The organism is Henriciella sp. (assembly GCF_029937755.1).
Taxonomy (GTDB): Bacteria; Pseudomonadota; Alphaproteobacteria; order Caulobacterales; family Hyphomonadaceae; genus Henriciella.
The window spans coordinates 13043-37372 of sequence record NZ_JAPYPG010000005.1 but is presented as its reverse complement, the minus strand read 5'-3'; the positions used below and the strand labels follow the sequence as shown (position 1 = coordinate 37372).

Genomic DNA, 24330 nt, shown 5'->3' with positions numbered 1-24330 from the left:
GGCGCCTTATATAAGACCTGCGGTTTCCATTGCAGCGTCGATCTTCTCACACGCTGCTTCATGTGGCGCGACGATGGGCAGGCGAACCTCGCCAGAGCACAGGCCGAGCTTGGCCAGCGCATACTTCGCCGGGCCGGGAGACGGCGTCACGAAGAGCGTCTTGTGAAGGGCAATGAACTTTTTCTCGATGGCCTGGGCCGTCGCGAGATCACCGGCCTGCACGGCGGCGTGCATCTTCGCCATCTGCTCGGGCGCGATATTCGCCGTCACCGAAATGCAGCCCTTGCCGCCCATGGCGCAGTAGCCGAGCGCAGACGGGTCGTCGCCGGAAATCTGGACGAATTGTTCGCCCTCGAGCCCGGCCGCTTGCAGGCTGACACGGCCCAGATCGCCCGTCGCATCCTTGATGCCGACAATGTTCGGATGCTTGCCGAGCCGGATCACCGTGTCCGGCTGCACATCCGAGACGGTGCGGGCGGGCACGTTGTACATGATGATCGGAAGGGAAACGGCCTCGGCGATGGCGCGGAAGTGTGCTTCCAGGCCGATCTGGTCGGGGCGGTTGTAATAGGGGCAGACACAGAGCGCGGCATCAGCGCCGGTATCCTTGGCGTGCTGCACCAGGCCGATGGCTTCGCGGGTCGAGTTTGACCCGGCACCAGCGATGACAGGAACCCGTCCGCCTGCGACATCCACACAAAGTGACACGATTTCACGGTGTTCTTCATGGCTCAGGGTTGCCGACTCACCGGTCGTCCCGCAAGGCACGAGAGCGCCGCAGCCACCCTCGATTTGCCGTTCGACCAGATCGGCATAGGCTTTGCGGTCGACCTCACCATTCCTGAAGGGAGTGACGAGTGCAGGAATCGAACCATGGAACATCGTAATCTTGCCGCGATTTATATGTTGAAGACTGAATTTGAAAAACGAACAGCGTGTTTGGCACGCTGAGAACCCAAAGAAAACAGGCAGGGCATATGCGCGTTAGCACACACAGGGCAACTCTTGCAGCACTGTTGCTGGCATCTACTGCAGTCGGTGCGTCTGCAGCAATCCCAACAACACCAAGCCTGAAGCCCGATCTCCTCGCAGCATCCAATGTCGTCTCGACCCGGGACGCAGGCGTTTTGCGCGATGCTCTGAACGCCGCATCGAGAGAAAACTGGAGCCAGGTGCGTTTTCTCGAATCGCAGGCGCGCACGGAAATCGTGCGCCAGCTCATCCGCTGGTATCGTGGGCGCGGCGACACGCAGATGTCGTTCGATGAGCTGAGCTACCTGTTAAAGACGCAGGGCGACTGGCCGCAAATGGTCAGCATGCAGGTCCGCGCCGAAGAATCGGTTTCGCTCTCGGCCCTGAATAATGCGCAGCGCATCGCATGGTTCGAGGAGATTGGTGGCCCGATTTCCGGTGATGGCCGCCTCGCCCTCGCGGAGGCGTATCGCCGCAGTGGCCAGACGGAAGAAGCCCTGCGCTATATCCGCGAAGCCTGGCACGGCAATACGCTCAACAATGACCAGACCAATCAGATCCTCGCCCGCTATGGCAGCGATCTGACGGCAGAGGATCACGAAAAGCGCGCGGACTTCCTGCTCTGGACGGCGCAGCATTCGGCGGCCTCGCGCCTGCAGCCCTATCTGGGGGCTGACTGGCGCCGACTGATCGAGGCGCGCTCGGCGCTGCAGCTTCGCCGGAGCGGGGTGGATGCAGCGGTGGACGCTGTTCCGCAGCACCTGCAGGATCATCCGGGCCTCCTTTACGATCGCGCCAAATGGCGCCGGCGGGCGGGCCAACCGGAGTCCAATTACATTCCACTCCTGACCAAGATTGACGGGGCCAATGTCCCGCCAGCCGGCCGCGACAATCTCTGGCGCGAACGTAACCTTGCGGTTCGTGACGCTCTCAAGGAAGGCCAGTTCCACACGGCCTACCAGCTGGCTGCTCCGCACGGGATGAGTGAAGGCAGAGACTTTGCCGAAGCCGAATGGCTGGCCGGCTGGATCGCACTTCGCCAGCTCGACCAGCCGGAGCGTGCCCGGACGCATTTCGAGACCCTCGGTGGCGGTGTCTCGACCCCGATCAGCCAGGCGCGCGCCGACTACTGGCGTGGCCGCGCGCTCGAGGCGATGAATGACATGGAGGCGGCCAATGCGGCCTATGAGGCGGCCGCGAAGTATCCCTTTGTCTTCTATGGCCAGCTGGCCGCCGAGAAAGTGGGCAAGACCCAGCTCTTCCTTGAAGCCAGCGAAGCGGTCACGGAGGCCGAGCGTGAGGCGTTTGAATCGCGCCCGCTCGTCCAGGCCCTGAAACTGCTGGCGGAGAATGGCGAAGCGGGAGAGTTTCGCCAGTTTGCCTATCACCTCGACGACATGCTCGAGAGCGAAGCCGACTATCTGATGCTTTCGGAACTCGCCTCGCAATACCTCTATGCCGATATCGGCGTACGCGGTGCCAAGGCAGGACTCGCCAAGGGCATTGTCGCGACAGAAGCGGCGTTCCCTGTGCCCGACTATGAGTTGATGCGGGAACCGGGCGTGGAGCGCGCGATGATGTATGCGCTTTCGCGTCAGGAAAGCGAGATGAACCCGTCAGCGGTTTCGCATGCCAATGCGCGCGGCCTGATGCAGTTCATTCCAAGTACCGCGCAGGCGGAAGCCCGCAGCCTCGGCCTGCCGTACAAGACATCATGGCTGACCGACGATCCGGGCTACAACATGACGCTTGGCGGCGCTCATCTCGATTCCCTGCTGGACCGGTTCAATGGCAGCTACATCATGACAGCCGCGGCCTATAATGCCGGTGCTTCGCGCCCGCGCCGCTGGGTGCGCGAATATGGTGATCCCCGTACCGGTGAGATCGATCCGATCGACTGGATCGAGTTCATTCCATTTTCGGAAACCCGCAATTACGTCCAGCGGGTGCTTGAGAATACCCAGGTCTACCGCCAGCGTCTGGCCGGAGAGCCTGTGGATATCCAGCTCAGCAGTGATCTCCAGCGCGGCCGCATGTGGAATGCGCAGCCGTCAAACGGGACGAACTAGGGCTCATCAGAACTCCGGATTTCGCGCAACGAAAAGGCCGCCCCGAGGGGCGGCCTCCGTGAGCCGGATTGGCTCTTGAATCCTGGCAGGGCAATCCCGCCGGTGTCAGTGCTAGCGGACAGAGAGAGGCTGCTCTCCAAGGCCACCAGCACGAACGGATCCAATCGCCGCTCCTGGTTTCTCACTCGACATTGGATCACCTCCTTTCTGCTGTTGAAAACAAAACACCGGCCGCAAGTATCGTCCGGTAACCCAATTAAAGCATGACTCGTGCCTAATGAAAGATGAACACGAAAAAAGCCCGGCTTTCTTGTGAAAACCGGGCTCCTCTTCGTGTGCGCTGAACCGGACTATTGAGACAGGATGCCGACGGCGAGGCCGATGATGGCGCCGGTCGCAACCGAAGCGAGGACGGCGTCGTCGCCATAGGGGTCACGGACCCAGTGGTGGCCACGCGGCGGGTCATAAAGGCCGTAGCGGCCATAATCCCTGATGATGATCGTGTTCGGACGATAGCTGTAATAGCCGCCGATACGGTAACCCGCATGCGAGTAGCCGCGGTCGTAATGAAAGACCACGCGCGGCGAATACGGCCGGTAGCCATAGCTCGGGCGGCTGTAATAGTAGCGATTTACGACGCGGGGCGCGTGATAGCGCTTGGCGTAGTGATGGCGGCCACGATTCCAGTCGCGGTGGTGGCGGTTGTGGCTCCAGCCACGATCACGACGGTGGCCACGGTTCCAGTCACCCCGGTGACCACGGTCGCCGCGATGGCCGCGATGCCTGTCACCGCGATGACCACGGTCGCGGTCGCCACGATGTCCACGATGCCTGTCGCCGCGATGGCCACGGTCGCCTCGATCATGGTAACCACCGCGATCACCGCGTCCGCGTTCATCGGCCATGGCGGCAGGGGCAAGCATCGCGGCGGCGAGAGCGCCTGCAGCGCCTATCCGCGCGAGTATTGAAAAAAGAGCCATGACATGTCTCCTGTTCGAGCTGCCGTATGACCGGCATGAGTCGGGTTCCTGGCTTGGAACATTGATCTCATATTAAGCATTCGAGCTTGAACCCTAGCTGAACAGACCCTTCATCATGGCCGCCACTGAAGACTTGAAAATAAATGACGATATTTCAGTGCCTTACTGGGAGCTCGTCGAGACATTTGTCAGGGCGTCAGGCCCGGGCGGGCAGAATGTGAACAAGGTCGCAACGGCGGTGCAGCTGCGCTGGAATGTCGATGCCTCATCGATTCCGGCGGCAATCAAGGCGCGCTTTCGCCAGCGCTGGAAAACCCGGATCACCAAAGAGGGGGACGTGATTGTCGAGGCGAGCGAACACCGCTCGCAGGCGCGCAACCGGGAAGCTGCACGAGACCGGCTGAAGGGCATGATCCGCAAGGCCACGCAAAAAAAGAAGCGCCGCATTCCCACGCGTCCGGGCCGTGGCGCGATCGAGCGTCGGATCAAGGCCAAGAAGGAACACGCGGAAAAGAAGGCGCTTCGTGGAAAGGTCGAGCGCGGGGAATAGCAGTCCCGCGCCCAACGCCGTCCGGCTGGTTTATTCGATCACCGCACAGGCGACCCGGCTACCGGCGCCGCCGATTGGCTGGCTGAGATGGTCGTCCCGGTCCTCGTGGATGATCGCGGCGCTGCCGTCGTCATCAAGGATTTCGGACATGGCGACGAGGTCGGTAAAGGTCTCGTAGTGGACCGAGCCATTCGCGGCGACATAGAGATTAGTAAGATCGCCCGGTTCGGGGCCATCTGGATTGAGCAGGCCATGCCCGCCATCGATCTTGCCGATATGGCCGCCCGAGGCGGTGTATTCGCCGGTGTCGCTGCAATCACCCGTCTGGTGCAGGTGGATGGCGTGCCAGCCTTCCGAAAGCGAACCTTCATCGATGCTGACTTCGATCAGGATGCCGTTCGGGCCTTCGATCAGGTTGATATTGCCGATCGTGTCGCCGTCATCACCGAGCAGGTTGCCCGTCGCGCGCATCATGGAGGGTAGCGACTCCTGACCGCCATCAGCGGCTTGCGCGTCTGCCGGGCTCATCTCGTCCCCGGCCGTGGATTCATCGGCAGGCGGGGTCATTTCCGGGTCTTCCTGAGCGTCAGACGGCTGCTGGCTGCAGGCAAACAGAATGGCCATGGCAGCGGCGGTGCCAGCGAGAGAGAATGTCCGGGTCATGTAAAGCTCCTTGGTTGCGCAGAAGATAGTAAGGTAAAGCGCTTGGTGATCAAACTCCCTCAAAGGCTCGACCGTTCCTGAAAGGCGCTTTCATTTGAGCACGACCGACCGCGCAGACCGTATGCTTGTGGCCCTCGGCCACTATGAAAGCCGCGCCGTGGCGCAGGCGGCGATTGCGGCGGGCTGTGTGCGCGTGAACGGACGCGCGCTGGAAAAGGCCTCGGCGAAGATCTCAGAGATTGACCGGATTGAGGCACAGGCGCTTCATCCCTGGGTGTCACGCGGCGGGATCAAGCTCGCGCATGCGCTTCAGAACTTCGGCGTGTCAGCGAAGGACCGAACATGCCTCGATGTCGGTGCGTCGACGGGCGGGTTTACCGATGTGCTGCTGCAGGCCGGCGCGGAACACGTCTATGCTGTCGATGTCGGACGCGGCCAGCTGCATGAGCGGATCGCGAATGATCCGCGCGTCACGGCGCTGGAAGCGACCGATGCGCGGCATCTCGATGCTGATCTGATTCCGTGGGCGCCGTCGCTTATAGTCTGTGACGCGAGTTTCATCGCGCTGGAGAAGCTGCTCGCCGTGCCGCTCTCACTGGCCGCAGGCGCCGCCGAGTTCATCTGCCTGTTCAAACCGCAATTCCAGGTTGGCCGCGAGCATGTCGGCAAGGGCGGGATCGTCACCGACCCTGCTGCGACACAGCGTGCGGAAGAGGCTTTCTGTGCCTGGCTGGGAGAGCAAGGCTGGCGCGTGATGGCCCGCGCCGACAGCCCGATTTCAGGCGGGGATGGCAATCGCGAACGGTTGATCCACGCCTGCCGGACGACCTAACCCGCCGGGCCGCGCCGGGGGCTGTTCTCGCGGCGGGACAGGAAGGCCAGCCGCTCGAAGAGGGCGACGTCCTGTTCGTTCTTGAGAAGCGCGCCGTGTAGCGGCGGCGTCAGCTTGTCCGGATCCTGTTCCTTCAGCGTTTCCAGGTCGATATCCTCGTTCATCAGCAGCTTCAGCCAGTCGAGCAGCTCGCTGGTCGAGGGCTTCTTCTTCATGCCCGGAACTTCGCGCATGGAGTAGAAGGTGGTGAGGGCTTCCTTCACCAGCTTCTGCTTGATGCCCGGATAGTGCACGTCGATGATCTCGTTCATCGTCTGCTCGTCCGGGAACTTGATGAAGTGGAAGAAGCAGCGGCGCAGGAAGGCGTCCGGCAGTTCCTTCTCATTGTTCGAGGTGATGATCACGATCGGGCGTTGCTTCGCCTTGATGACTTCGTCGGTCTCGTAGACATAGAACTCCATCCGGTCGAGCTCCTGCAGGAGGTCGTTGGGGAATTCGATGTCGGCCTTGTCGATCTCGTCGATCAGCAGGATCGGGCGCTCCTTGGCGGTGAAGGCTTCCCAGAGCTTGCCCTTCTTGATGTAGTTGGCGACATCCTTGGCGCGCTCTTCGCCCATCTGGCCGTCCCGAAGGCGGCTGACAGCGTCGTATTCGTAGAGGCCCTGATTGGCTTTTGTGGTCGACTTGATGTGCCATTCGATCAGCGGCGCGCCGAGGGCCTTGGCGACCTCAATGGCGAGAACCGTCTTGCCCGTCCCGGGCTCACCCTTCACCAGCAGCGGGCGTTCCAGCGCGATCGCGGCATTCACCGCCACGCGCAAATCCTCGGTTGCGACATAATTCTGGGTGCCTTCAAAGCGCATCTAGGTCTCCAATTCTTTGCAGACCGAATGATAGAGGCCGCACGCCAGAGAGCAACCATTTCACCTGATATGACTTCGCGTCACCTCGACACATCCGTCACACAAGGGTAGCAAGTGGCACTCTCAATGTCGTATTAACCAGTATGAACCTATGTTAAGAGGCTGATTCGGATTGAAATATCCTGCGGGGGAAGGCTGAATGCCTCTCAAACTATCGCTGAAGCCCGGCGAAGCGGTCATCGTCAATGGCGCCGTTATCCGGAATGGTGAACGGCGTGGCACGCTGCTGCTCGAAACCAAGGCGCGGATTCTGCGCGAGCGCGACATCATGTTTCCGGAACAGGTCGTGACGCTGCAGGACGCGGCCTATTTCGCCGTGATGCAGATGTATCTCACCGGGGATTCCGAGGGGCCGCTCTATGATGCCTGCATTTCGTCGCTTGCCGACCTGATGGAAAAGACCACCGATCAGGCTGTGCGTGACGATGTTCTCGGTATTACCCGTTCGCTGGCAGGCGGGCAGGTCTACAAGGCGCTTGGTGCCTGCCGCAAACTTGTCAGGCATGACCCGGCGGTGGAGGCGCGAAGTGGCTGACAGCAATTCCAATCTGGCGAATGATACCGGCACAGACCTGCTCTCTCTCGAAGAGGGTATTTCACTGCTTGAGACCGGTCAGGCCGATTCAGATATGCGCATTGATTTCGGCAATGGCGTAATTGGCGCCGTTTCGGAAGAGCGGGAGCTCGATACCCTGCTGCAGCGCGCTCGCGGCTTGCGTCTCATCAAGATGATGGCGGAGCTGAAGCCCGTCGACCGGCCCGCCCATATGCGCAAGAACAAACCTGCCTTGCACCCTTCCGTGGAAGAGATACTGGACGTGCTGCGGCCAGCTGACTAAAGCGCGCCTCATGGCTGGCGATTTCCTGACTGTCTTCACAGCGTCCTTTGTGACGTTTTTCGTGCTCATCGATGCTGTCGGTGTGGCGCCGATCTTTGCGTCGCTGACGGCAAGGGGCACGCCTGCCTATCGCGCGAACATGGCGTGGCGCTCGATCGTCGTCGCTTCCATCATCATTTTCGGCTTCGCCTTCTGCGGGGCCTGGCTGCTTGAGCAGCTTCACATCACCATCGATGCCTTCCGCGCCGCCGGCGGCGTTCTCCTGTTTCTCATTGCGCTGGACATGGTCTTCGAGAAACGCACCGAACGCCGTGAGACGCGGGCGGATGAATACCTCGAAGAACATGAGAAGCCGGACGATGTCTCGGTCTTCCCGATCGGTATCCCGATGCTCGCCGGACCGGGCTCCATTGCGACGGCCATGCTTTTCATGTCGCAGTCAGAGACCTGGGAGCAGAAGGGCGCGGTGCTTTCTGCCATTGCGGTCAACATGGTGCTGTGCCTGATCGTGTTTCTCGTCGCCTCGCCCCTGGTGAAGGCGCTTGGCGAAAGCGTCGCCGGGGCAATTACGCGGATTTTTGGTGTGATCCTGGCAGCCCTGTCGACGCAGCTCATCATCGATGGGATCATCGGGGCGTTCAATATCGGCTAGGAGCGGAAGTGGCGCACCGGACGCGCCTTGCTCACCGCTGACAGCGCTGTCCAGGCGAGCGCCATGGCGATGGCTGTCAGGGCCATCATCTGGAGCGCGAGGTTAAGCGACCATTTGACCCCGATCTGAGCCAGCTTCAGGACACGCGGGCCGATCTGCTTTGTCAGGGCCACCGCGCGGTCACCGCCAGCTTCTGCAATCAGCTGCAGCTTGCGGATATCCTCCGGCGACTCGGCTGTCTCCAGAAGGGTGACGGCACCGGACGGGCTGGTCAGTTCGGCGATGCGATGGATGGCGGCGAGATCGCTTTCCAGCCGGACCAGCCCTTGCGGGTCGATCGAGTTCTCAAATGCCTGCAAGACCTGGTCTTCCAGCTGAGCCATAGGCGCCACTTGGGAGAGGGCATCACGAACAGCGCCGAAGGCGCGCTCTTCCGGCATTGCGAGATCAATGCGTTCGGTCAGATAGGTCCGGTAGTCGGGTGTCAGCCGGCGGGCCCGTCCGGCGGCTTTCAGGACCGAGATGGCGCGCGCCTGGCTGGCAGCCTGGCCGGTATCGTTGGCGCCAATCAGGCTGATGGCACTCAAGCGGATCTGCATGCTGTCGACAGGGTCGCCATTGATCCAGCGCTGGGCCCGGCGAACGAGGTCCGCACGATCACCGACCATGGAGAAGGCGGCCGCCCGGCGGGGCGTGTAGGGCTCTCCGTCTTCAGAAATGGCGTCCAACGCATCCTCCTCGGCGAGATCGCCTTCAGCGGGCTGTTCGTCTTCTGCCGGCGCGGCGTCCTCAGCTGTTGTTTCGTCATCGCTGCCGGTCTCGCCGCTCTCCTGGCCCTGATCGTCGGGCGTCATGCTGACCCGCGGCGGTTCGATCGCGCGCTGGTATTCCGCACGGGTCTCGTTTGGCAGGAAGAGGAGGGCGGCCTTGGCGAGGCGCTCATCCTGTGAACCAGACTCTTCGGCATCGGCGGCCGCCATGATGGCGCGGGAATCATCGCGTTCGAGCATGACAGGGGCGGCGAGGAGGTATCCACGGGCGGCGGAAAAGTCCCGCGAGGCGAGTTCCCGCGAAATCTGGTCAGCCCAGAAGGCCCGGGCGACATTGCCCTTGGGAATGATGGTCTGGAAGGCCTCGTCAATAGCCCGGCGCGTTTCCGTGCGGGCCTGGATATCAGGGACATCGCCGACGCTTTCGGCCGTGTAGGCGTTCGTCATGATGCGCGCGCCGAGAACCGCGAGCAGGATCAGCAAACTGTTGAAGAGAAGGGCCTGGCGCCATGTGCCTTGCCGGGGTGATTCCCTTCGTCTGCGGAGTCGGGTCATGGTCGACCTTGGGTCCCGGTGAGTGAGTGAAAACGCCATTCTGGCGCGTGCCGCTATACCGCACAGCCGGGCTGCTGGAAGCAAGCCCGTATCCGCAGGCATTTCTGGGGATTGTGAAAAAAGTGCCGGATTTCGGCGTTTTCGCGCCGCATTCGTATGACAGGGGATTTAGCACGGAAAATGCAATGTGCATTTGCGCAAACAGGCGACACGCTATATAGCCCCGCCTTGTTGGAGGAGTGGAGACGATGTCAGATCACGATATCACGGACTATGTTCCATCCGATGATGAGGAGTTCATGAACCCTCGTCAGCAAGCTTACTTCCGGGCCCGCCTTGATCAATGGAAACACGACATCCTGGCGGGGACCAAATCAACCATCAGCAATCTTCAGGAAGATTCGAGCAATCTTCCCGATCTTGTCGACCGGGCATCCTCGGAAAGCGACAAGGCGCTCGAACTTCGCACCCGCGATCGCCAGCGCAAGCTGATCGCCAAGATCGATGCAGCGCTGCGCCGGATTGACGAGGGGACCTATGGTTACTGCGACGAGACGGGTGAGCCCATCAGCCTGCGACGCCTCGAGGCACGCCCGACGGCAACGCTCAGTCTTGAGGCCCAGGAGCGTCACGAGCGGCAGGAACGCACCGTTCGCGACGACTGAGATTTTCGCAAAAGCCTGAAATCAAAAACGGCAGCGCCCGCAATGGCCGCTGCCGTTTCTTCATCACCCAACGCCCGGCGGTTTTTTTGAGTGCCGGTCCGTTGAAGATCACTGTGCCACCGGAATCCGAATCATTTCCTAAGCGAATCTTTCTGGCTGATTAAATCAACGTCAGGATGGTTAATGTCTCTGGCCGGTTTGTTAGGAAATGATACAGCTTTCTTCCCAGAATGGGTGATTCTGCTGTGTGCAGCGCCGAGAATCCTAACGTTCCATTAACCGGCGCGGGCCAGAAATGACCGATAGCAATGACAGGACGACGATGCAGGGTACGGCTTTCACCGACGCCGAAGAATGGGCGATGCCGGAACGCCGGGAACGTGCGGTCATGCGCGACGTCCCGGAACGCCGTTCGCCTGAGCCGGCGGGTGACGATTTCCGTTTTCCGACACCACGCGGCGTCCTCTCCAAGGCGGAGATCGAGGCGCTGCTGCGCCCGAACCTGCCGAAGATCAATGATGAGGAAGACACTCAGGCCGCCGAGCGCGACCCGCTCTCCCGGCCGCTTGAGCAGAAGGCGCCGGTCAACGTCGATGCCCACAAGCGGCTCGCCGCACGGCTGACCCTCCTGTTCGCGCAGGCGACGGGGCTGAAGGCCTCTTTCCGCTATGTCTCCGGCGAGGCGTTCGAAGCCTTCGACACGCTTCGCGCTGCGGAGAATGACGATATGGCCGCCTATGTCTGCTTCGGGCGGGGCGGTGAGACCATTTCCCATGTCCTCGAAGTCCCGGGCGCCCTGGCCGATGCACTGATCTCTCATGCCTGTGGCGGCGCAGCCAATGTGTCGGGCCAGGATAACGGGCGGCAGCTCAGCGCGATCGATTGTGCGCTCCTGGAGCAACTCCTGGCGCCGCTGCGTGGGGCCCTTGGACCGGAGACCGGCTTCATCGGTGTCGAGACCGACCGGCAATATGTCGCTTCGCTCGCACCGGATCAGGCCGGGGAAGATGTCCAGCTTCGTGCCCGGCTCGCCGATGATGATATTGATCTCAGGCTTGCTGTTCTTGAGATGCCGGATGCGGCGCCGTCGCACGATCCGGCGCCGGAGCATGAGACGCGCAAGCGCCCGGTAACGGCTGTCCTCACCGCACGTATGGCCTCGCTCAGTGTACCGGTCAGCCGGCTCTCAAGTCTCAAGCCGGGCGACACGCTGCTGCTGGGCCTCCCGGCGGATCAGCCTGTCGAGCTGCTTTCGGGCGGACGTGACGGCGTGCGTGCCTTTGAGGGCGATATCGGCCGCAAGGGCAACAACATGGCCATACGCATCCGCAAGGCCTTCACGCGCTAGGGCTTCATTACCCGTCGTTCCGATACTTCGCTGCCTCTTCCAGATTACGCATCTTGAGCAGCTCGGCTTCGCGCTGCGCCCATAGCCGCCTCTGGAAGTTGGTCGAGATGATGTCGGTGATCACCAGCACGCCGACCACGAGATAGAAGCTCGACTTCGACATCGCATCGATGGGGAAGGTGAAGATGTGCATGTGGGCGAGGTGGGCGCCTTCGGTTACGAGCAGCACCCCGACCAGGAACAGGATGAAGAGGCCAAGCACCTCGTACATGCGGTTGCGCCGGATGAATTCGGCCACATAATCCGCCATCAGCATCATGGCGATGCCCGAGGCCAGGATGGCCACGGTCATGATGGTCAGCTGGTAGCGGGTCTCCACCACGCCATCGACGGTTTCCTTGACGTTCGCGATCGCCATGGCTGAGAGGATCGAGTCGAAGGAGAAGACCAGGTTCATCGCGACAATCAGCAGAATGGCCTGGGTGACGGATTTCTTGTCCCCGCCCTCCTTGTGTCCGAATTCGTCCACGGTGAGCAGGTGGGTGATCTCCTTGACGGCCGTGTAGATGATGAACCCGCCACCCAGCAGCGTGACGAGCGACTGGAGCGTGAATTCGCCATCAAGGACGCGCGGGATGCCGATCGAGAACAAAGGTTCGGCCAACACCCCGAACAGGCTGACAATGATGATGAGCAGGACAATCCTGAACAGCATGGCGAGGCCAATGCCCCAGCGGCGCACCATTGGCGCCTTTTCGCCGACCCGTTTTGACTCGATGGCGATGTAGAGGAGGTTGTCGAACCCCAGAACCGCCTGCAGGAGCAGCAGCATCAGGAAGGTCATGAAGCCGCTGAGTGTGAATAGGTCGCCGAAGATCTCAGGCATGCCGCCCCCTTGTCGTGCTGGTCAGGTCAAAGCTTTTTGGCGAGGCAGGGCAGCATGTGCAAGACCCCCAACGAGAAAGCGGCCCTAGCGTCCCCATCTGGCCACATGCCCGCGGCCATCCACATGAACGAAGGGGCCATGCACGGCATTCGCCGAATAGCTCCCAAGCCCGCCTTTCGGCGCGCTGTCCGCGTCGGCAAACAGGTCTTCGGCATAGTCATAGAGGAAGTTGGAATCTTCCTTGTTGACGACGCCGTCGCCATTGATGTCGTCCATGACGCCGTCCTTTGGGGCGACGTCGACATAGACGTCGGTGGCATCACCATACATGTGGCGTGAGAGTTTCGCCGATCCGATGGCCGTGTTGTAGAAAGGTGAGCGAAAGCCGCTCATCACGAAGAACGTATCGGCCTCGGTCAGCCCGTCGTCGCGCAGCGAATCGAGCAGAATTTCCAGCCGGTCGAGATTGGAGCTGCTGATCAGCAGGTATTTCGGCCAGTGGTCGGGCTGCTGGTGGCAGAGGAACTGGCCGATGCGGAAACTCGGAGAAACCTTCACGTCGCCCTGACCCTCATCGAGCCGGATAAAGCCTTCAGGGTCGTTCTGCGGATATTCGCCCATGCGGAAGCCGTTGAGGCGGCCGCTCTTATCGATTTTTCTGGCCGGTTCGAGCACGAAGAAGGCGACCTCATGCAGGACGTCGCCCTGCCGGGAGCGGAATTCGAGATCATAGGTCCCGGGCTCCTCCGGGGCAGAGAACTGCTCGTCCGTTCTGAGGGGCTTGTCATCCAGATACGCAGAGACGTTCCCGGGGTGGGAGAAGGCTACGTCGGCCCCCGGAAGCGCCGTCGCATGCCAGACATCGTAAGGGATGTCCTCACCCTGCAGCGTGACGGGGGCGTCCGCGGATGCCCCGGACATGGCTGAGATTTGCCAAAGTGTTGCGAGGAGAAGGGGTTTGAAAAACACGATAAGCCTCTTTCGTTAGCCTCTTTCCAGGTCTTCCGGCTGCGCATTAGCGACTTCCTCGACCGGGCTGATGCCATCCGTGCGATTGTAGATGTCGCGCCAGAAGCTCGCTTCGCCCTCCTCGTCGACCGTGACGGTCATGTAGGTGATGTGCACGGGGACGGGGGTCTTGAAGTCGAACCTGGTCCGGTCGTCGCCTTCCTCAATGGTCCGCTCGAGCCGGTCGGCATCGGTGGTGGAGTCCATGCTGGCGATCCACCTGGCCATCTCGATCGGCTTTTCCAGGCGAATGCAGCCATGGCTGAAGGCACGCTGATCTCTGTCGAACAGATGGTCGGCAGGCGTATCATGCATGTAGATCGCCTTGTTGTTCGGGAAAATCAGCTTCACCTGACCAAGCGCATTGCCGGGGCCGGGTTGCTGGATCAGGCGGTATTTCTCTGCGACGTCCGGGCTGTTCCAGTTCACCCTCATGGGGCTCACCGTCTCGCCGGTCTCCCGGTCCCGGACCATGAGATTGTTACGCGCCGCATATCCGGCATCCTTTGCGAGTTTCGGTGCAGTTTCTTCGCGTGTAATGCTGGACGGAACATACCAGCGTGGATTGGCCACGGCATACTCGACCTTGTCGCTGAAGGTCGGCGTCTCGTGATTGGGCTGACCCATGATCGCCTTGGTCACGATGCCGCGTTCTCCATCCTTCCAGCCTTCGACCCTGTAGGATGGGATGTTCACCCATATGTAGCGGTCGCTTATCGGGCTCAGGCGGCGCCAGCGCTTCATCGAATCTTCGATGCGGGAAATCTTGGAGTCGACGCTTTCATTCATGGCGGACCGTGTGCCGGGGCCGAATACGCCATCGATCTTGACGCCATGGCGCGTCTGAAAGGCTTTCACCGCCTCAGACAGCTCCTCGTCATACAGATTGGGATCGATCAGTTTCTCCGTGGTGTCCTGTCCGGACTCCGCCGTGTCGGAGGTGGTTTCCATCCAGCCGGCATCCACCAGCGCGGACACGATGGAAAAAGCTGAACGGGAGGCGTCGTAGCCTTCAGCGGCCAGACGCTCACGAATAGCGGGCACACGAGGGTCCGTGTCGCCGGTCTCGATAACGTCGCCTTCCGGAATGGCGAGCCAGCCGCCATCCTCACGGATTGTCCGATAGGTCTGCAGCGTGTCTTTCAAGGCTGAATATTCAGGCACTGACGGTTCGAACGCTTGCAGAGCCTGTCCCGGTTGGCCCTTGCCAGCTTCAATCAGCTTCTCCGGGAGCAGGGCATAGCTTGCCGCCGCCTTGTTCGATGTGTCGGCGGCACCTTCATCGGCGAGACCGCCGCCAACCGCTGCGGCGATTTTCAGCCAGGCCTCGGTCAATGCGAGATCGGCTTGTGCCTGGGTCGCCTCGGAGCCCTTCGTGAAGCGGTGGCTTTCAAGCGCTTCAAGATCAGCCTGCACCACCTCGTCGGTGGTCAGGCCGTACTCACTCAGCTCGCTTGTCATGCCCTCGAGCTGTTCGACGCCCTCACGCGTCCAGATCGGCTCGAACATCGTCTGGACGTAGGCGCGGCGTGCGCCTTCGATGACACTGGCATGGACGTCGCTGCTCAGCGCCCGCTCCAGTGCGTCATCCATGATACGCGTTTCTATTTCACTTGGGACGCCAGCCTTGACCGGCTCTCCGGCCATATCGTCCTGGACGCTCGGGGCGATCGACTCGTCTACGGTGGGAGGCGCGCTATTCTGCGCGATTGCGATCGGCGACGTCGTCGCCAGAACGGCTGTGAGAATATACTTTTTCATAAATTCCTCGGTTGGGAAAGCTGTTGCAAAACCAACGGAGGCCGGAGTGCATCGTTCCGGTGTCTGTTTTCTGTTGAGCGCCGTGTTCGGCCTCATCGGGGGCGCATCCACAGCGGCCAGCGTGGAGGGAAAGCGTCATGATTACTGGCGCTTACGCCCGGAAGACCGGACTCGTTCACAAGGGTGCAGCTAAGCTGCAGAGAGCTGGAGGTCGTGGAGTCGTCTCTCCGAACTCCTGAAAATTTCTGCTTACAGATTAACGCTGCTTTTGGATTGGTTAACTTTTCCGCGCGAGAAAAGGCGGGTGTCGCCGCCGGGACAAATGTGCGTGCCGGTGGCGTCTGGTATAGAGTAATCGAATCGCCACATGGCAGAACAGCCAGACAGGCGGCAGGAGTTGGGCCTCATGACGTCACGCACGACCAGGATAGACGCCGGGATTTCGGAAGTGGAAGAAGACCTCACACCGGCGGACTCGACGCTCGACCGGATCGATCTCTTGCAGCTTGCCTTCTGGGGCTGCCTTCTTGTGGCCGTGGCCGCTGCCAGCGTGGCAATTGCCTGGCCGGGGGCCGTCGGAGGGACCGGGCCGGTTCTCCTGATTTCCATGGCTGCCGGTGGCATGGTCTTCCTCCTCTGGGTGCTGAAGGGTGCGGGACGCCGTCTCGGTCTCTTCCCGCAGCGCGGTGCCGCCGCAGATGCTGTGAATGCCCTCACCCCGCGCTTTGGCTGGATCGACTCGCTTGATGAGGCCGTCCTTGTGGCCGATCAGGGCGGGGCCCCCATCGCTGCGAATGAGCATTACCGCGACCTCTCCCGGATCGCGCTGGCCGGTCAGCAGGATTCTGCCGCGCCCGTGACGGTCGATCGTATCTTTAGCGCGAGCCCCGGTCTCGCTGCGCCCATCTTCCGTCTTTCCAAATCCGCCAAGGCGGGTGAAACGCATCGCGAAGTGCTGCCAGCCATGACGATTGGTTCGGACGCGCTGCCGGTCCAGTATGAGGCAAGCGTCGCGCCGCTGCCGCGCAATCGCGTCATCTGGCGCCTGCGCCGCATCAATGGCGCAGAAGCGGCCACCGGCGCTGCCGACATGAAGGCGCTCTATGTCGAGGATGCGCCGCTCGGTTTCTTTGCGGCCAAGCCTGATGGCACCATCACCTATGCCAATGGCTGGCTGCGGGAGCTGATCGGCTTGCCGGAGACGGCCAAGAATGTCCGGCTCGATGACATCATGCGTCCGGAATTCGTGAAGATGCTTGGCCGCGACAGGAAAACCGGTGCACCGGGCCGCGCCAACATCATGATCCGCACGCGCGATGGCGTAGAAATGCCGGTCCAGACCATGACGACATGGACGGGCAAGGGCGCCGATGCACAAGGCCGCACGGTCGTGGTCGGCAATAATCAGAACCAGCTGGAAGGTGAGGGCCGTTTCCTCGCCGCATCGGCCAGCCGGCCGGCCCAGATCGATGTCGATCCGATGTTTGACGATGCGCCGTTCGGCGCCGTCCGCCTGGAAGGCAATTCCGTCGAGAGCGCCATCATCATGGATGCCAACAAGGCACTCCTCAAGATGGCCGAAGGCCGTTCCTCGCCGGGGACGAAATTCTCCGACCTTTTCCTCGTTGAGGATGACGGCGAGAAGGACCTCTCCAGCAAGCTGATCGACGCGATCGACAAGCCGGTCCCGCTGAAGCTCGCCGGCGATGAGCCCAAAAGCGTCAATGTCTTCGTCACGCTCGACAATGTCGGGCAGCCGTCGGTTGCCTACATCATCGACATGACCGAGCAGAAAGAGCTCGAGCTCCGTCTGGCCCAGGGTGAGAAGATGCAGGCCATCGGCCAGCTCGCCGGCGGTGTCGCGCACGATTTCAACAACGTGCTCACCGGCATCATGCTCAACAATGATGAGCTGATGACGCGCCATCCGGTTGGCGATCCGTCTTACGAGAACCTCAAATCCATCCACGAATTCTCGGTGCGCGCGAAGGACTTGGTCCACATGCTGCTCGCCTATGCGCGCCAGCAGACCTTCAAGCGCGAAATATTCGATGTGAATGACTTCCTCTCGGAGCTTTCCATCCTGCTGCGCCAGATCCTCGATGAGCGTATCGAGTTCGCGAACATCCCGCAGCGCAACCTGCCTTATGTGAAGGCGGACAAGAACCAGCTCGAAACCGCGATCTTCAATCTCGTCACCAATGCGCGCGATGCGATGCTGCAGAACGGCCGTTCGGGCGGCAAGCTGACGATCCGCACCTCACGTGCGACGGGCGAAGACGCCCACAAGCACGGCTTCAACTTTGTCGAGGATGGCGATTACCTGCTGATCGAAATCGTCGACAGCGGCCATGGCATTCCGGCCAAGATCATGGACAAGATCTTCCAGCCCTTCTTCACGACCAAGGATGTCGGCGTGGGCACGGGGCTCGGCCTCGCGACGGTCTACGGCATTATCAAGCAGTCGGAAGGCTATGTCTGCCCGATTTCCAAGGTCGGCCAGGGCACGAACTTCCAGATCTATCTCCCGGCGCTCAAGGCCGACGACATTCCGCAGCCGGAAATCGTTGGACCGGAAGAAGAGGCCGTTGACCATCGTCCGGTCGACATTTCGGGCCGCGGCAAGATCCTGCTGGTCGAGGACGAAAAGGGTGTGCGCGACATTGCTGTCATGCACCTCATCTCGCGCGGCTATGAAGTGATTGCTGCCGAGGATGGCGAAGAAGCGCTGGAAATCCTCGAGGATGAAGCGGGCACCTTCGACCTAGTCATCTCCGACGTCGTGATGCCTGGCATGGACGGTCCGGCGCTGATCAAGGCCGCCAAGGAACAGCTCGGCGATGCCCGCGTGATCTTCATCTCCGGCTATGCCGAACGCGACCTTGCCAAGAAGCTCGACGATGACCGCGAGGTCTCTTTCCTGCCGAAGCCGTTCAGCGTGCGCCAGCTCGCCGAGCGCGTGAAACAGCAGCTTGGCCAGCGCAAGGAACGCGAAGCGGCTTAGGCGTTCAGTCTAGTCAGCCCGCCAGCGAGCACAGATGGCTGTCGGAAGCATCCGGCCGCTTTTCTGTTCAGGGATGGCCATTTCGCCCATTTCGATCCGTCCGCCGAACGGCTCCATCCGGTCGCCGAGCGCCTGCGCCAGCGCGATATGGGACAGGCGCACGGCATAGGCTGTGAGAATGACGAAGAGCGGGCGCTCGACCAGCAACGGCACGATGCCGTCCAGCAGGCCGGGCAGGTCTTCCTCGAACTTCCAGGTCTCGCCATTCGTCCCGCGTCCGAATTTCGGCGGGTCGAGGATGATGGCGTCGTACTGATTGCCGCGCCGGTTCTCGCGCGCAACGAATTTCATCGCATCGTCCGCGATCCAGCGGATCGTTCGGTCGTCCAGGCCGGAGAGCGTCTGGTTTTCCTTACCGAAGCCGTTCGATTTCGGGCTGGCATCGAGGTGGACGACTTCGGCTCCGGCCTGCGCGCAGGCAAGCGACATCATGCCGGTATAGCCGAACAGGTTGAGCACCTTGGTCGGGCGGCCCGCAGCCTTCAGCTTCTCGATCGCGAAGGCCCAGTGAACCGAGTGCTCCTGGAAGACACCGAGATGGCGGAAGGGCGTGCGCCGCGCGTTGAATTTGAGCCCGTTCCACTCCATGCCCCAATGGTCCGGCGCTTTCGGGTTGAGCTTGCGCCAGTTGCCGCGATCATCATCGCCGGCCTTGGCATCAAACCAGGCGTCTGCCTTCCAGCTGTCGGTCGGGCGGTGAGGTGTCCAGAAGGCCTGCGGATCGGGGCGGACGACTTTCTGGTTGCCGAAACGCTCCAGTTTCATCCCGTTTCCGGAATCCAGAAGGGCATAGTCCTTCCAGTCATCTGCGAGAAAAAGGGTCTGCTCGTAATTCATGAGAAATCTCTCTGGCGCCAGGCTTCATAGGTCATGATGGCCGTCGCCTGGGCGAGGTTGAGGCTGTCGGCGCCACCGCGCATCGGGATGAGGCAGAGCGTATCGCACTGGCGCTCGACATCGTCGGGCAGGCCAGCCTGCTCATTGCCCATCAGGATGACGGTACCTTGCGCCATGTCGATCCCGGTATGGCGTTCGGTTCCGTTGACGCTGGCGGCGACCATGTTGAGGCCGCTTGCCTGACGCCAGGCATTGAAGGCATCGAAGCCGGCATTGGCGAAGGTCACGTCGAAGACCGACCCCATTGAGGCGCGCACCGATTCGATGCTGTAGGGGTCGCAGCACTGTTCGATCAGCAGAACGCCGGAAATGCCCGCGCAGTCGGCGGTGCGGAGAATCGTTCCGAGATTGCCCGGATCGCGAACCTCGTAGAGCCCGATCCACAGACCCGTTTTCGAATCGGGCAGGTCGTCGAGCGAGAGATGGTGCTGGCGAAACGCGCCGATTACGGATTGCGGGTTGTCCTTGCGCGCGATCTGTCCAGCCAGCCTGTCGGGCACCTGTACGGTTCGTGCGCCATTGGCCTGTGCCTTGTTCACAAGGGCCTGTACAAAGCCGCGTTCGGCACTGGAGGCCGATACAATCAGGCTATCCAGCTGCCAACCAGCCTGCAGGCCCTGTTCCACAAGGCGGGCCCCTTCTGCGATGAACAGGCCAGATTCGACACGCGCCTTCTTCCTGTCGAGACTGCGGAGCGTCTTGATCAGCGGATTGGCAGAGCTGGAAATGATTTCTGGAGGCGCTGGCATGCGGCGGCGTTTAGCACAGACTTGCCTGAAAACAATTGATGCGGCATGCATCACGGTGTTGAGACGGTTGGTTCCGGGTGGTCAAAGGGACGCCGGTAAATTTAGGGGCATCAACATTCAGCCACAGTCTGAATGTCTGGTCGCGCCTTGAATAGGGAGCCTTTAGCATGAACCTCATCCACGACTACATCTGGTACGCCCTTGGAGGGGCGGCCTTCATAGGCTTCCTTCTTGCCTGGATTTTCCGGGGCATGATGGGCGCCGGCGCCAAGCGCCGTGCCACGGTCGAGCGCGATGTGGCGATCACCGAACTCGAACAGGTCCGCGGTGAACTCGACAGTCTCTATGCTGCTCAGCGCAAGCAGAAGGAGGCCGCGGCTGCTGCGTCCAACGTCGTGCCGCAGGAGATCGAGGAGCGTGACGAACGCCTGGCAGAGATGTCACAGGAACTGGAAGGGGCGAAGGCCGAACTCGAGGCCCTCCGCAACAGCCGGCAAAGTGCTGACGATCCGGCGCCGGAACCCTCCAGCGAAGAGGCCGAGCAGCTGAAGTCGCGCAATGCCTTCCTCGAAGAGCGTGTCGGCGAACTTGAGGCGAAGGTGCATGAACTGGGTACGCAGACAGCGCCTGCGGCTGAACCGGACATCACTGAAGCATCCGGGGCCGACGCCGATGAGGAGAAGCTTGAATGGCAGGTCGGCTATCTCAAGTCCCGCGTCACGGCTCTTGAGGAAAAGCTGGTCGAAGCTGAAGCGGCGGCTGCCGCCCCGGCGGCAGCTGAGCCCGACAAGTCGGCTGATGAAGAGCTTGCCCGCCTGCGCTGGCGCAACCGGTATCTGGAAGGACGGCTGGCCTATTTCGAGGAAGCCCCGCCCAAGACTGACGAGGCAGGGGAGCCAGAGACGGCTGCAGAGGCCGAAGCGCCTGCCTCTCCGGAGATCGTTCCGGAAACGGCTGTGTCGCCTGATCTTACGCCTGAAGCCGAGGCCAATCCGGCCCCGGAGGCCGATGAGGATGCCGGGACAGACTCCGTGGCAGACGCAGAAGATGAGCGTTCTCACCCTTCGGATCGAATGTTGAAGGCGCTGGGGAACGCCGATGACGAGGCTGGCGGAGCGGATGAGCCGGAGCCGGCTGACGAGGCAGAAGGGGACGCGACGGAGGAGGCCTCCGAGAGTGAGGACGCCCCTGTCGTTGAAGGCCAGGCCCCGCAGGCGCTCGACAAGCCCGAAGGCAATGCCGACGACCTGACGCTCATCACCGGTATCGGCCCGCGTATCCAGACGATCCTCAACGATCTGGGGATCTGGCACTTCTCGCAGATTGCCGAGTGGTCGCCCGAAAATGAGGTGTGGGTGGATGACCAGCTTAACTTTGCCGGCCGGGTAAGCCGTGAAGGCTGGGTCGAGCAGGCTCGTGAACTGGTTGCAGCCAATCAGGGAGACGGGTGACCCAGCCTTTTGGACCGGCCTCCGGCGCCTTCACTCTGGGTTCAGCCGCGTTGGGCCATATCCCTCTCGAACCAAACTTATGTTTCGGGGTTAATCATGGCAGGATAAGACATGCCACAAGGAGGTAACCATGGCGAATGAGCTGAACTTCGAGGATGCAGAGCGCGTCGAGATTGATGGCGAGCTGTTGCGGGATGCGCCAAGGGTCAACCTCTCGCGCCGGGCGATCATTTCAGGTCTCGCGGCGGGCAGCGTTTTCCCGGTCCTGTCGAGCTGCACGACCAATCCCTATACCGGCCAGACGGAGCTGGCCTTCATGGGCGAGCAACAGATTGCCTCCATGGCTGCGACTGCCTGGACTGACCTGAAGTCCCAGACACCCCAGACCGGCAACTCCCGGATGAAGAACCGGGTCCTGAACATCTGGAGCCGGGTCGAGCAGGCAACGCCGAAAGCGGGCGAGCAATGGGACGTCGCGGTCTTCGATACCGATGATGTCAACGCCTTCGTGATGCCGGGCAACCGGGTTGGCGTGTATCGCGGCATTGTCGAACTTGTGGAGAATGACGACCAGCTGAGCTCGGTGCTTGGCCACGAGGTCGGCCACACGGTCTATCGCCATGCCAATCGCCGTATGTCGCGCCAAATGCTGGCGCAGGGTGCTCTGGCAGCCGGCCAGGTCGCGCTCTCCTCGTCGGAAACGATGAACCAGTATGGCGGCGCCGTGGCTGCCCTGGGCGGCGCAGCGGTCCAGTTCGGCGTGATCCTGCCTTACAGCCGTCAAAGCGAACTCGAAGCCGACAAGGCCGGCGTCGACTACATGCACGAAGCTGGCTATGACGTGACCCAGGCCGTACGCCTGTGGGAGGTCATGGATGCCAATGCCTCCTCGGCCCGCCAACCTGAATTCCTGTCGACCCACCCGCACCCGTCGACACGGATCGATGCCCTGCGCCAGTACATCAATGCCAGGGGTTACGCCCTGATGTGATCCCCGCGCGGAGGATGAAACAGCACTGACCCGGCGGGCTTGACCTGCCGGGTCTTTTCGTGTGTATCGCGCCCTTCGCTCCAAGGGGCGACCCCTGTGGAAAGTGCTGGCGGACCAAGACCATCGCCAGGCTGCACCACAGGACCTCTAGAAACGGCGGCCGGATCGAAAGACCACCGGCCACTTAACAGCCAGAGAGGATATCATGGCGAAGAAACTGCTGGGGCAGCTCAAGCTCCAGATCCCGGCCGGTGCGGCCAACCCGTCTCCTCCAGTTGGTCCTGCGCTCGGTCAGCGCGGCATCAACATCATGGAATTCTGCAAGGCCTTCAACGCGAAGACCGAGAAGATGGAGAAGGGCCTGCCGATCCCTGTCGTGATCGACTATTACCAGGACAAGTCCTTTACCTTCATCACCAAGACGCCGCCGGCGAGCGTGCTGCTGAAGAAGGCTGCCGGCCTCAAGATCGGCAAGCCGAACTCCGGTGCCAAGCAGCCTGGCAAGGACGTCGCCGGCAAGGTGACTGTGGCCCAGTGCCGCGAGATCGCCGAGACGAAGATGGTAGACCTGAACGCAACCGACCTGGATGCAGCAACCGAGATCATCAAAGGCTCGGCGCGCTCCATGGGTCTCGACGTGGTGGGGTGAGATAAATGGCACACGGAAAACGTTATCGCGCAGCCATTGCTAATGTTGAGGCCACCGAGACCTACGGTGTCGCCGATGCAATCAAGCTGGTGAAGTCCAACGCCAACGCAAAGTTCGACGAGACCATCGAGGTTGCCGTCAATCTGGGTGTTGATCCGAAATATGCCGACCAGATGGTCCGCGGCATGGTCACCATGCCGTCCGGCACCGGCAAGAGCGTCCGCGTTGCGGTCTTCGCTCGCGACGCCAAGGCTGAGGAAGCCAAGGAAGCCGGGGCGGACATCGTTGGCGCCGAGGATCTGATGGAACAGATCCAGGGCGGCATGATGGACTTCGACCGCGTCATCGCGTCCCCGGACATGATGGCTGTTGTCGGCCGTCTCGGTAAGGTGCTCGGCCCGCGCGGCCTGATGCCGAACCCGAAGGTCGGTACGGTCACGCCGAACGTCGCCCAGGCCGTCAAGGACGCCAAGGGCGGCTCCGTTGAGTTCCGCGTCGAGAAGATGGGCATCGTGCATGCCGGCATCGGCAAGGCGAGCTTCAGCGAGGCTGACCTCGAGAAGAACTTCAAGGCGTTCCTCGGCGCGCTGGTCAAGGCCCGCCCGTCGGGTGCCAAGGGCACCTACGTAAAGCGCGTGGCCCTGTCCTCGACCATGGGCCCCGGCGTCCAGGTCGATACGGCGGAAGCGATCGCCTAGATCGTCATCACACCGAATTGATGCACTGCTTGCACCCGGGCCAAACGGCCCGGGTGTTTGCTTTTCGGCAGGATTCAGGGTAGCTTTTTCCGATCAGCGTAGAGCAACCCCGCCGGGATGACATTTTCTGTTGGCGAGGGGTTGCGACGCCGTGGATAACACGTTAACAGGCTCGGCTCGACGGGAGTTCACCGACATTATTCGGCGGCCTCCCGTTTTCCTGTCCAAGACCATGGGTGTGCCGTCAGGCACATAAGTCCCATGATAGACGGGGTGAGGCGAGGTTAGAGGCTGTCCGGAGCGACGCTCTGTTCAGTTTGGTTTCGCCAGGCCCTGGGCAGGCGCTGGAGGTGGCAAT

23 protein-coding genes are annotated in these 24330 nt (G+C 61.5%); 13 read left to right on the top strand and 10 right to left on the bottom strand.

From position 1 onward, the window contains the following. Positions 1-6: 6 nt before the first annotated feature. On the bottom strand, positions 7-882 hold the full coding sequence (dapA, locus tag Q1K29_RS11995) for a 4-hydroxy-tetrahydrodipicolinate synthase (RefSeq protein WP_300395094.1): 876 nt from the start codon (positions 880-882) through the stop codon (positions 7-9). A 95-nt stretch (positions 883-977) separates the two neighbouring features. Here dapA and Q1K29_RS11990 point away from each other — a divergent pair, with 95 nt between their 5' ends. After that, positions 978-3041, top strand: coding sequence for a lytic transglycosylase domain-containing protein (locus Q1K29_RS11990; protein WP_300395092.1), 2064 nt, complete (start codon positions 978-980; stop codon positions 3039-3041). 350 nt (positions 3042-3391) lie between these two features. Here Q1K29_RS11990 and Q1K29_RS11985 read toward each other — a convergent pair whose 3' ends face one another. After that, positions 3392-4021 (bottom strand): RcnB family protein, encoded by a 630-nt coding sequence (locus Q1K29_RS11985; protein ID WP_300395090.1) that lies wholly within the window; start codon positions 4019-4021, stop codon positions 3392-3394. 115 nt (positions 4022-4136) lie between these two features. Here Q1K29_RS11985 and arfB point away from each other — a divergent pair, with 115 nt between their 5' ends. Continuing rightward, the gene (arfB, locus tag Q1K29_RS11980; protein WP_300395088.1) at positions 4137-4571 is read left to right on the top strand and encodes an alternative ribosome rescue aminoacyl-tRNA hydrolase ArfB; all 435 of its coding nucleotides are present in this window, start codon (positions 4137-4139) and stop codon (positions 4569-4571) included. Between the two features lie 30 nt (positions 4572-4601). Here arfB and Q1K29_RS11975 read toward each other — a convergent pair whose 3' ends face one another. Beyond that, positions 4602-5234 carry a superoxide dismutase family protein gene (locus Q1K29_RS11975; protein ID WP_300395086.1) on the bottom strand — a complete coding sequence of 211 codons (633 nt, stop codon included), beginning with the start codon at positions 5232-5234 and terminating at the stop codon, positions 4602-4604. A gap of 94 nt (positions 5235-5328) precedes the next feature. Here Q1K29_RS11975 and Q1K29_RS11970 point away from each other — a divergent pair, with 94 nt between their 5' ends. Beyond that, positions 5329-6066 carry a TlyA family RNA methyltransferase gene (locus Q1K29_RS11970; RefSeq protein ID WP_300395083.1) on the top strand — a complete coding sequence of 246 codons (738 nt, stop codon included), beginning with the start codon at positions 5329-5331 and terminating at the stop codon, positions 6064-6066. Here Q1K29_RS11970 and Q1K29_RS11965 read toward each other — a convergent pair. After that, on the bottom strand, positions 6063-6929 hold the full coding sequence (locus tag Q1K29_RS11965) for a MoxR family ATPase (RefSeq protein WP_300395082.1): 867 nt from the start codon (positions 6927-6929) through the stop codon (positions 6063-6065). The genes Q1K29_RS11970 and Q1K29_RS11965 overlap by 4 nt on opposite strands. Positions 6930-7128: 199 nt before the next feature. On the opposite strand from Q1K29_RS11965, the gene Q1K29_RS11960 reads away from it, so the two are divergent. The 3 genes from Q1K29_RS11960 to Q1K29_RS11950 are packed head-to-tail and all read left to right on the top strand — an operon-like array spanning position 7129 to position 8480. Further along, positions 7129-7524: a flagellar biosynthesis repressor FlbT gene (locus Q1K29_RS11960; protein WP_300395080.1), complete on the top strand. Its 396-nt coding sequence runs from the start codon at positions 7129-7131 to the stop codon at positions 7522-7524. Then, entirely contained in the window at positions 7517-7828 is a 312-nt protein-coding gene (locus Q1K29_RS11955) for a hypothetical protein (RefSeq protein WP_300395078.1), read from the top strand. The genes Q1K29_RS11960 and Q1K29_RS11955 overlap by 8 nt, the downstream gene beginning before the upstream one ends. Before the next feature lie 10 nt (positions 7829-7838). Continuing rightward, positions 7839-8480, top strand: coding sequence for a MarC family protein (locus tag Q1K29_RS11950; protein WP_300395076.1), 642 nt, complete (start codon positions 7839-7841; stop codon positions 8478-8480). Here Q1K29_RS11950 and Q1K29_RS11945 read toward each other — a convergent pair. After that, positions 8477-9805, bottom strand: coding sequence for a hypothetical protein (locus Q1K29_RS11945; protein ID WP_300395074.1), 1329 nt, complete (start codon positions 9803-9805; stop codon positions 8477-8479). The two genes, Q1K29_RS11950 and Q1K29_RS11945, sit on opposite strands and share 4 nt — an antisense overlap. Before the next feature lie 248 nt (positions 9806-10053). Between Q1K29_RS11945 and dksA the strand changes: the two genes are divergently transcribed. Together dksA and Q1K29_RS11935 are read left to right on the top strand one after the other, a co-directional pair. Beyond that, a complete protein-coding gene (gene dksA, locus Q1K29_RS11940; protein WP_300395072.1) occupies positions 10054-10470 on the top strand; it encodes an RNA polymerase-binding protein DksA in 417 nt (138 codons plus the stop codon). Between the two features lie 295 nt (positions 10471-10765). After that, positions 10766-11818: a flagellar motor switch protein FliM gene (locus Q1K29_RS11935; RefSeq protein WP_300395070.1), complete on the top strand. Its 1053-nt coding sequence runs from the start codon at positions 10766-10768 to the stop codon at positions 11816-11818. A gap of 7 nt (positions 11819-11825) precedes the next feature. Here Q1K29_RS11935 and Q1K29_RS11930 read toward each other — a convergent pair whose 3' ends face one another. The 3 genes from Q1K29_RS11930 to Q1K29_RS11920 all read right to left on the bottom strand — a co-directional run bounded on the left by Q1K29_RS11930 (position 11826) and on the right by Q1K29_RS11920 (position 15473). Then, positions 11826-12704 (bottom strand): tellurium resistance protein TerC, encoded by an 879-nt coding sequence (locus Q1K29_RS11930; protein WP_300395068.1) that lies wholly within the window; start codon positions 12702-12704, stop codon positions 11826-11828. An 84-nt stretch (positions 12705-12788) separates the two neighbouring features. After that, a complete protein-coding gene (locus Q1K29_RS11925; RefSeq protein WP_300395066.1) occupies positions 12789-13625 on the bottom strand; it encodes a D-Ala-D-Ala carboxypeptidase family metallohydrolase in 837 nt (278 codons plus the stop codon). Between the two features lie 63 nt (positions 13626-13688). Beyond that, on the bottom strand, positions 13689-15473 hold the full coding sequence (locus Q1K29_RS11920; RefSeq protein ID WP_300395064.1) for a L,D-transpeptidase family protein: 1785 nt from the start codon (positions 15471-15473) through the stop codon (positions 13689-13691). 406 nt (positions 15474-15879) lie between these two features. On the opposite strand from Q1K29_RS11920, the gene Q1K29_RS11915 reads away from it, so the two are divergent. Next, a complete protein-coding gene (locus Q1K29_RS11915; protein ID WP_300395062.1) occupies positions 15880-18477 on the top strand; it encodes a response regulator in 2598 nt (865 codons plus the stop codon). A gap of 9 nt (positions 18478-18486) precedes the next feature. Here the strand turns inward: Q1K29_RS11915 and Q1K29_RS11910 are convergent, their stop codons facing one another. Further along, positions 18487-19374, bottom strand: coding sequence for a class I SAM-dependent methyltransferase (locus Q1K29_RS11910; RefSeq protein WP_300395060.1), 888 nt, complete (start codon positions 19372-19374; stop codon positions 18487-18489). Next, positions 19371-20183 carry an RNA methyltransferase gene (locus Q1K29_RS11905; protein WP_300395058.1) on the bottom strand — a complete coding sequence of 271 codons (813 nt, stop codon included), beginning with the start codon at positions 20181-20183 and terminating at the stop codon, positions 19371-19373. The genes Q1K29_RS11910 and Q1K29_RS11905 overlap by 4 nt, the downstream gene beginning before the upstream one ends. 167 nt (positions 20184-20350) lie before the next feature. Between Q1K29_RS11905 and Q1K29_RS11900 the strand changes: the two genes are divergently transcribed. From Q1K29_RS11900 to rplA, 4 genes are all read left to right on the top strand, one after another. Further along, entirely contained in the window at positions 20351-21634 is a 1284-nt protein-coding gene (locus Q1K29_RS11900; protein WP_300395057.1) for a hypothetical protein, read from the top strand. 130 nt (positions 21635-21764) lie between these two features. After that, positions 21765-22625 (top strand): M48 family metallopeptidase, encoded by an 861-nt coding sequence (locus tag Q1K29_RS11895; RefSeq protein WP_300395056.1) that lies wholly within the window; start codon positions 21765-21767, stop codon positions 22623-22625. A gap of 205 nt (positions 22626-22830) precedes the next feature. Beyond that, positions 22831-23274 carry a 50S ribosomal protein L11 gene (gene rplK, locus Q1K29_RS11890; RefSeq protein ID WP_300395054.1) on the top strand — a complete coding sequence of 148 codons (444 nt, stop codon included), beginning with the start codon at positions 22831-22833 and terminating at the stop codon, positions 23272-23274. Between the two features lie 5 nt (positions 23275-23279). Continuing rightward, the gene (gene rplA, locus Q1K29_RS11885) at positions 23280-23972 is read left to right on the top strand and encodes a 50S ribosomal protein L1 (RefSeq protein WP_300395052.1); all 693 of its coding nucleotides are present in this window, start codon (positions 23280-23282) and stop codon (positions 23970-23972) included. Positions 23973-24330 lie beyond the last annotated feature (358 nt).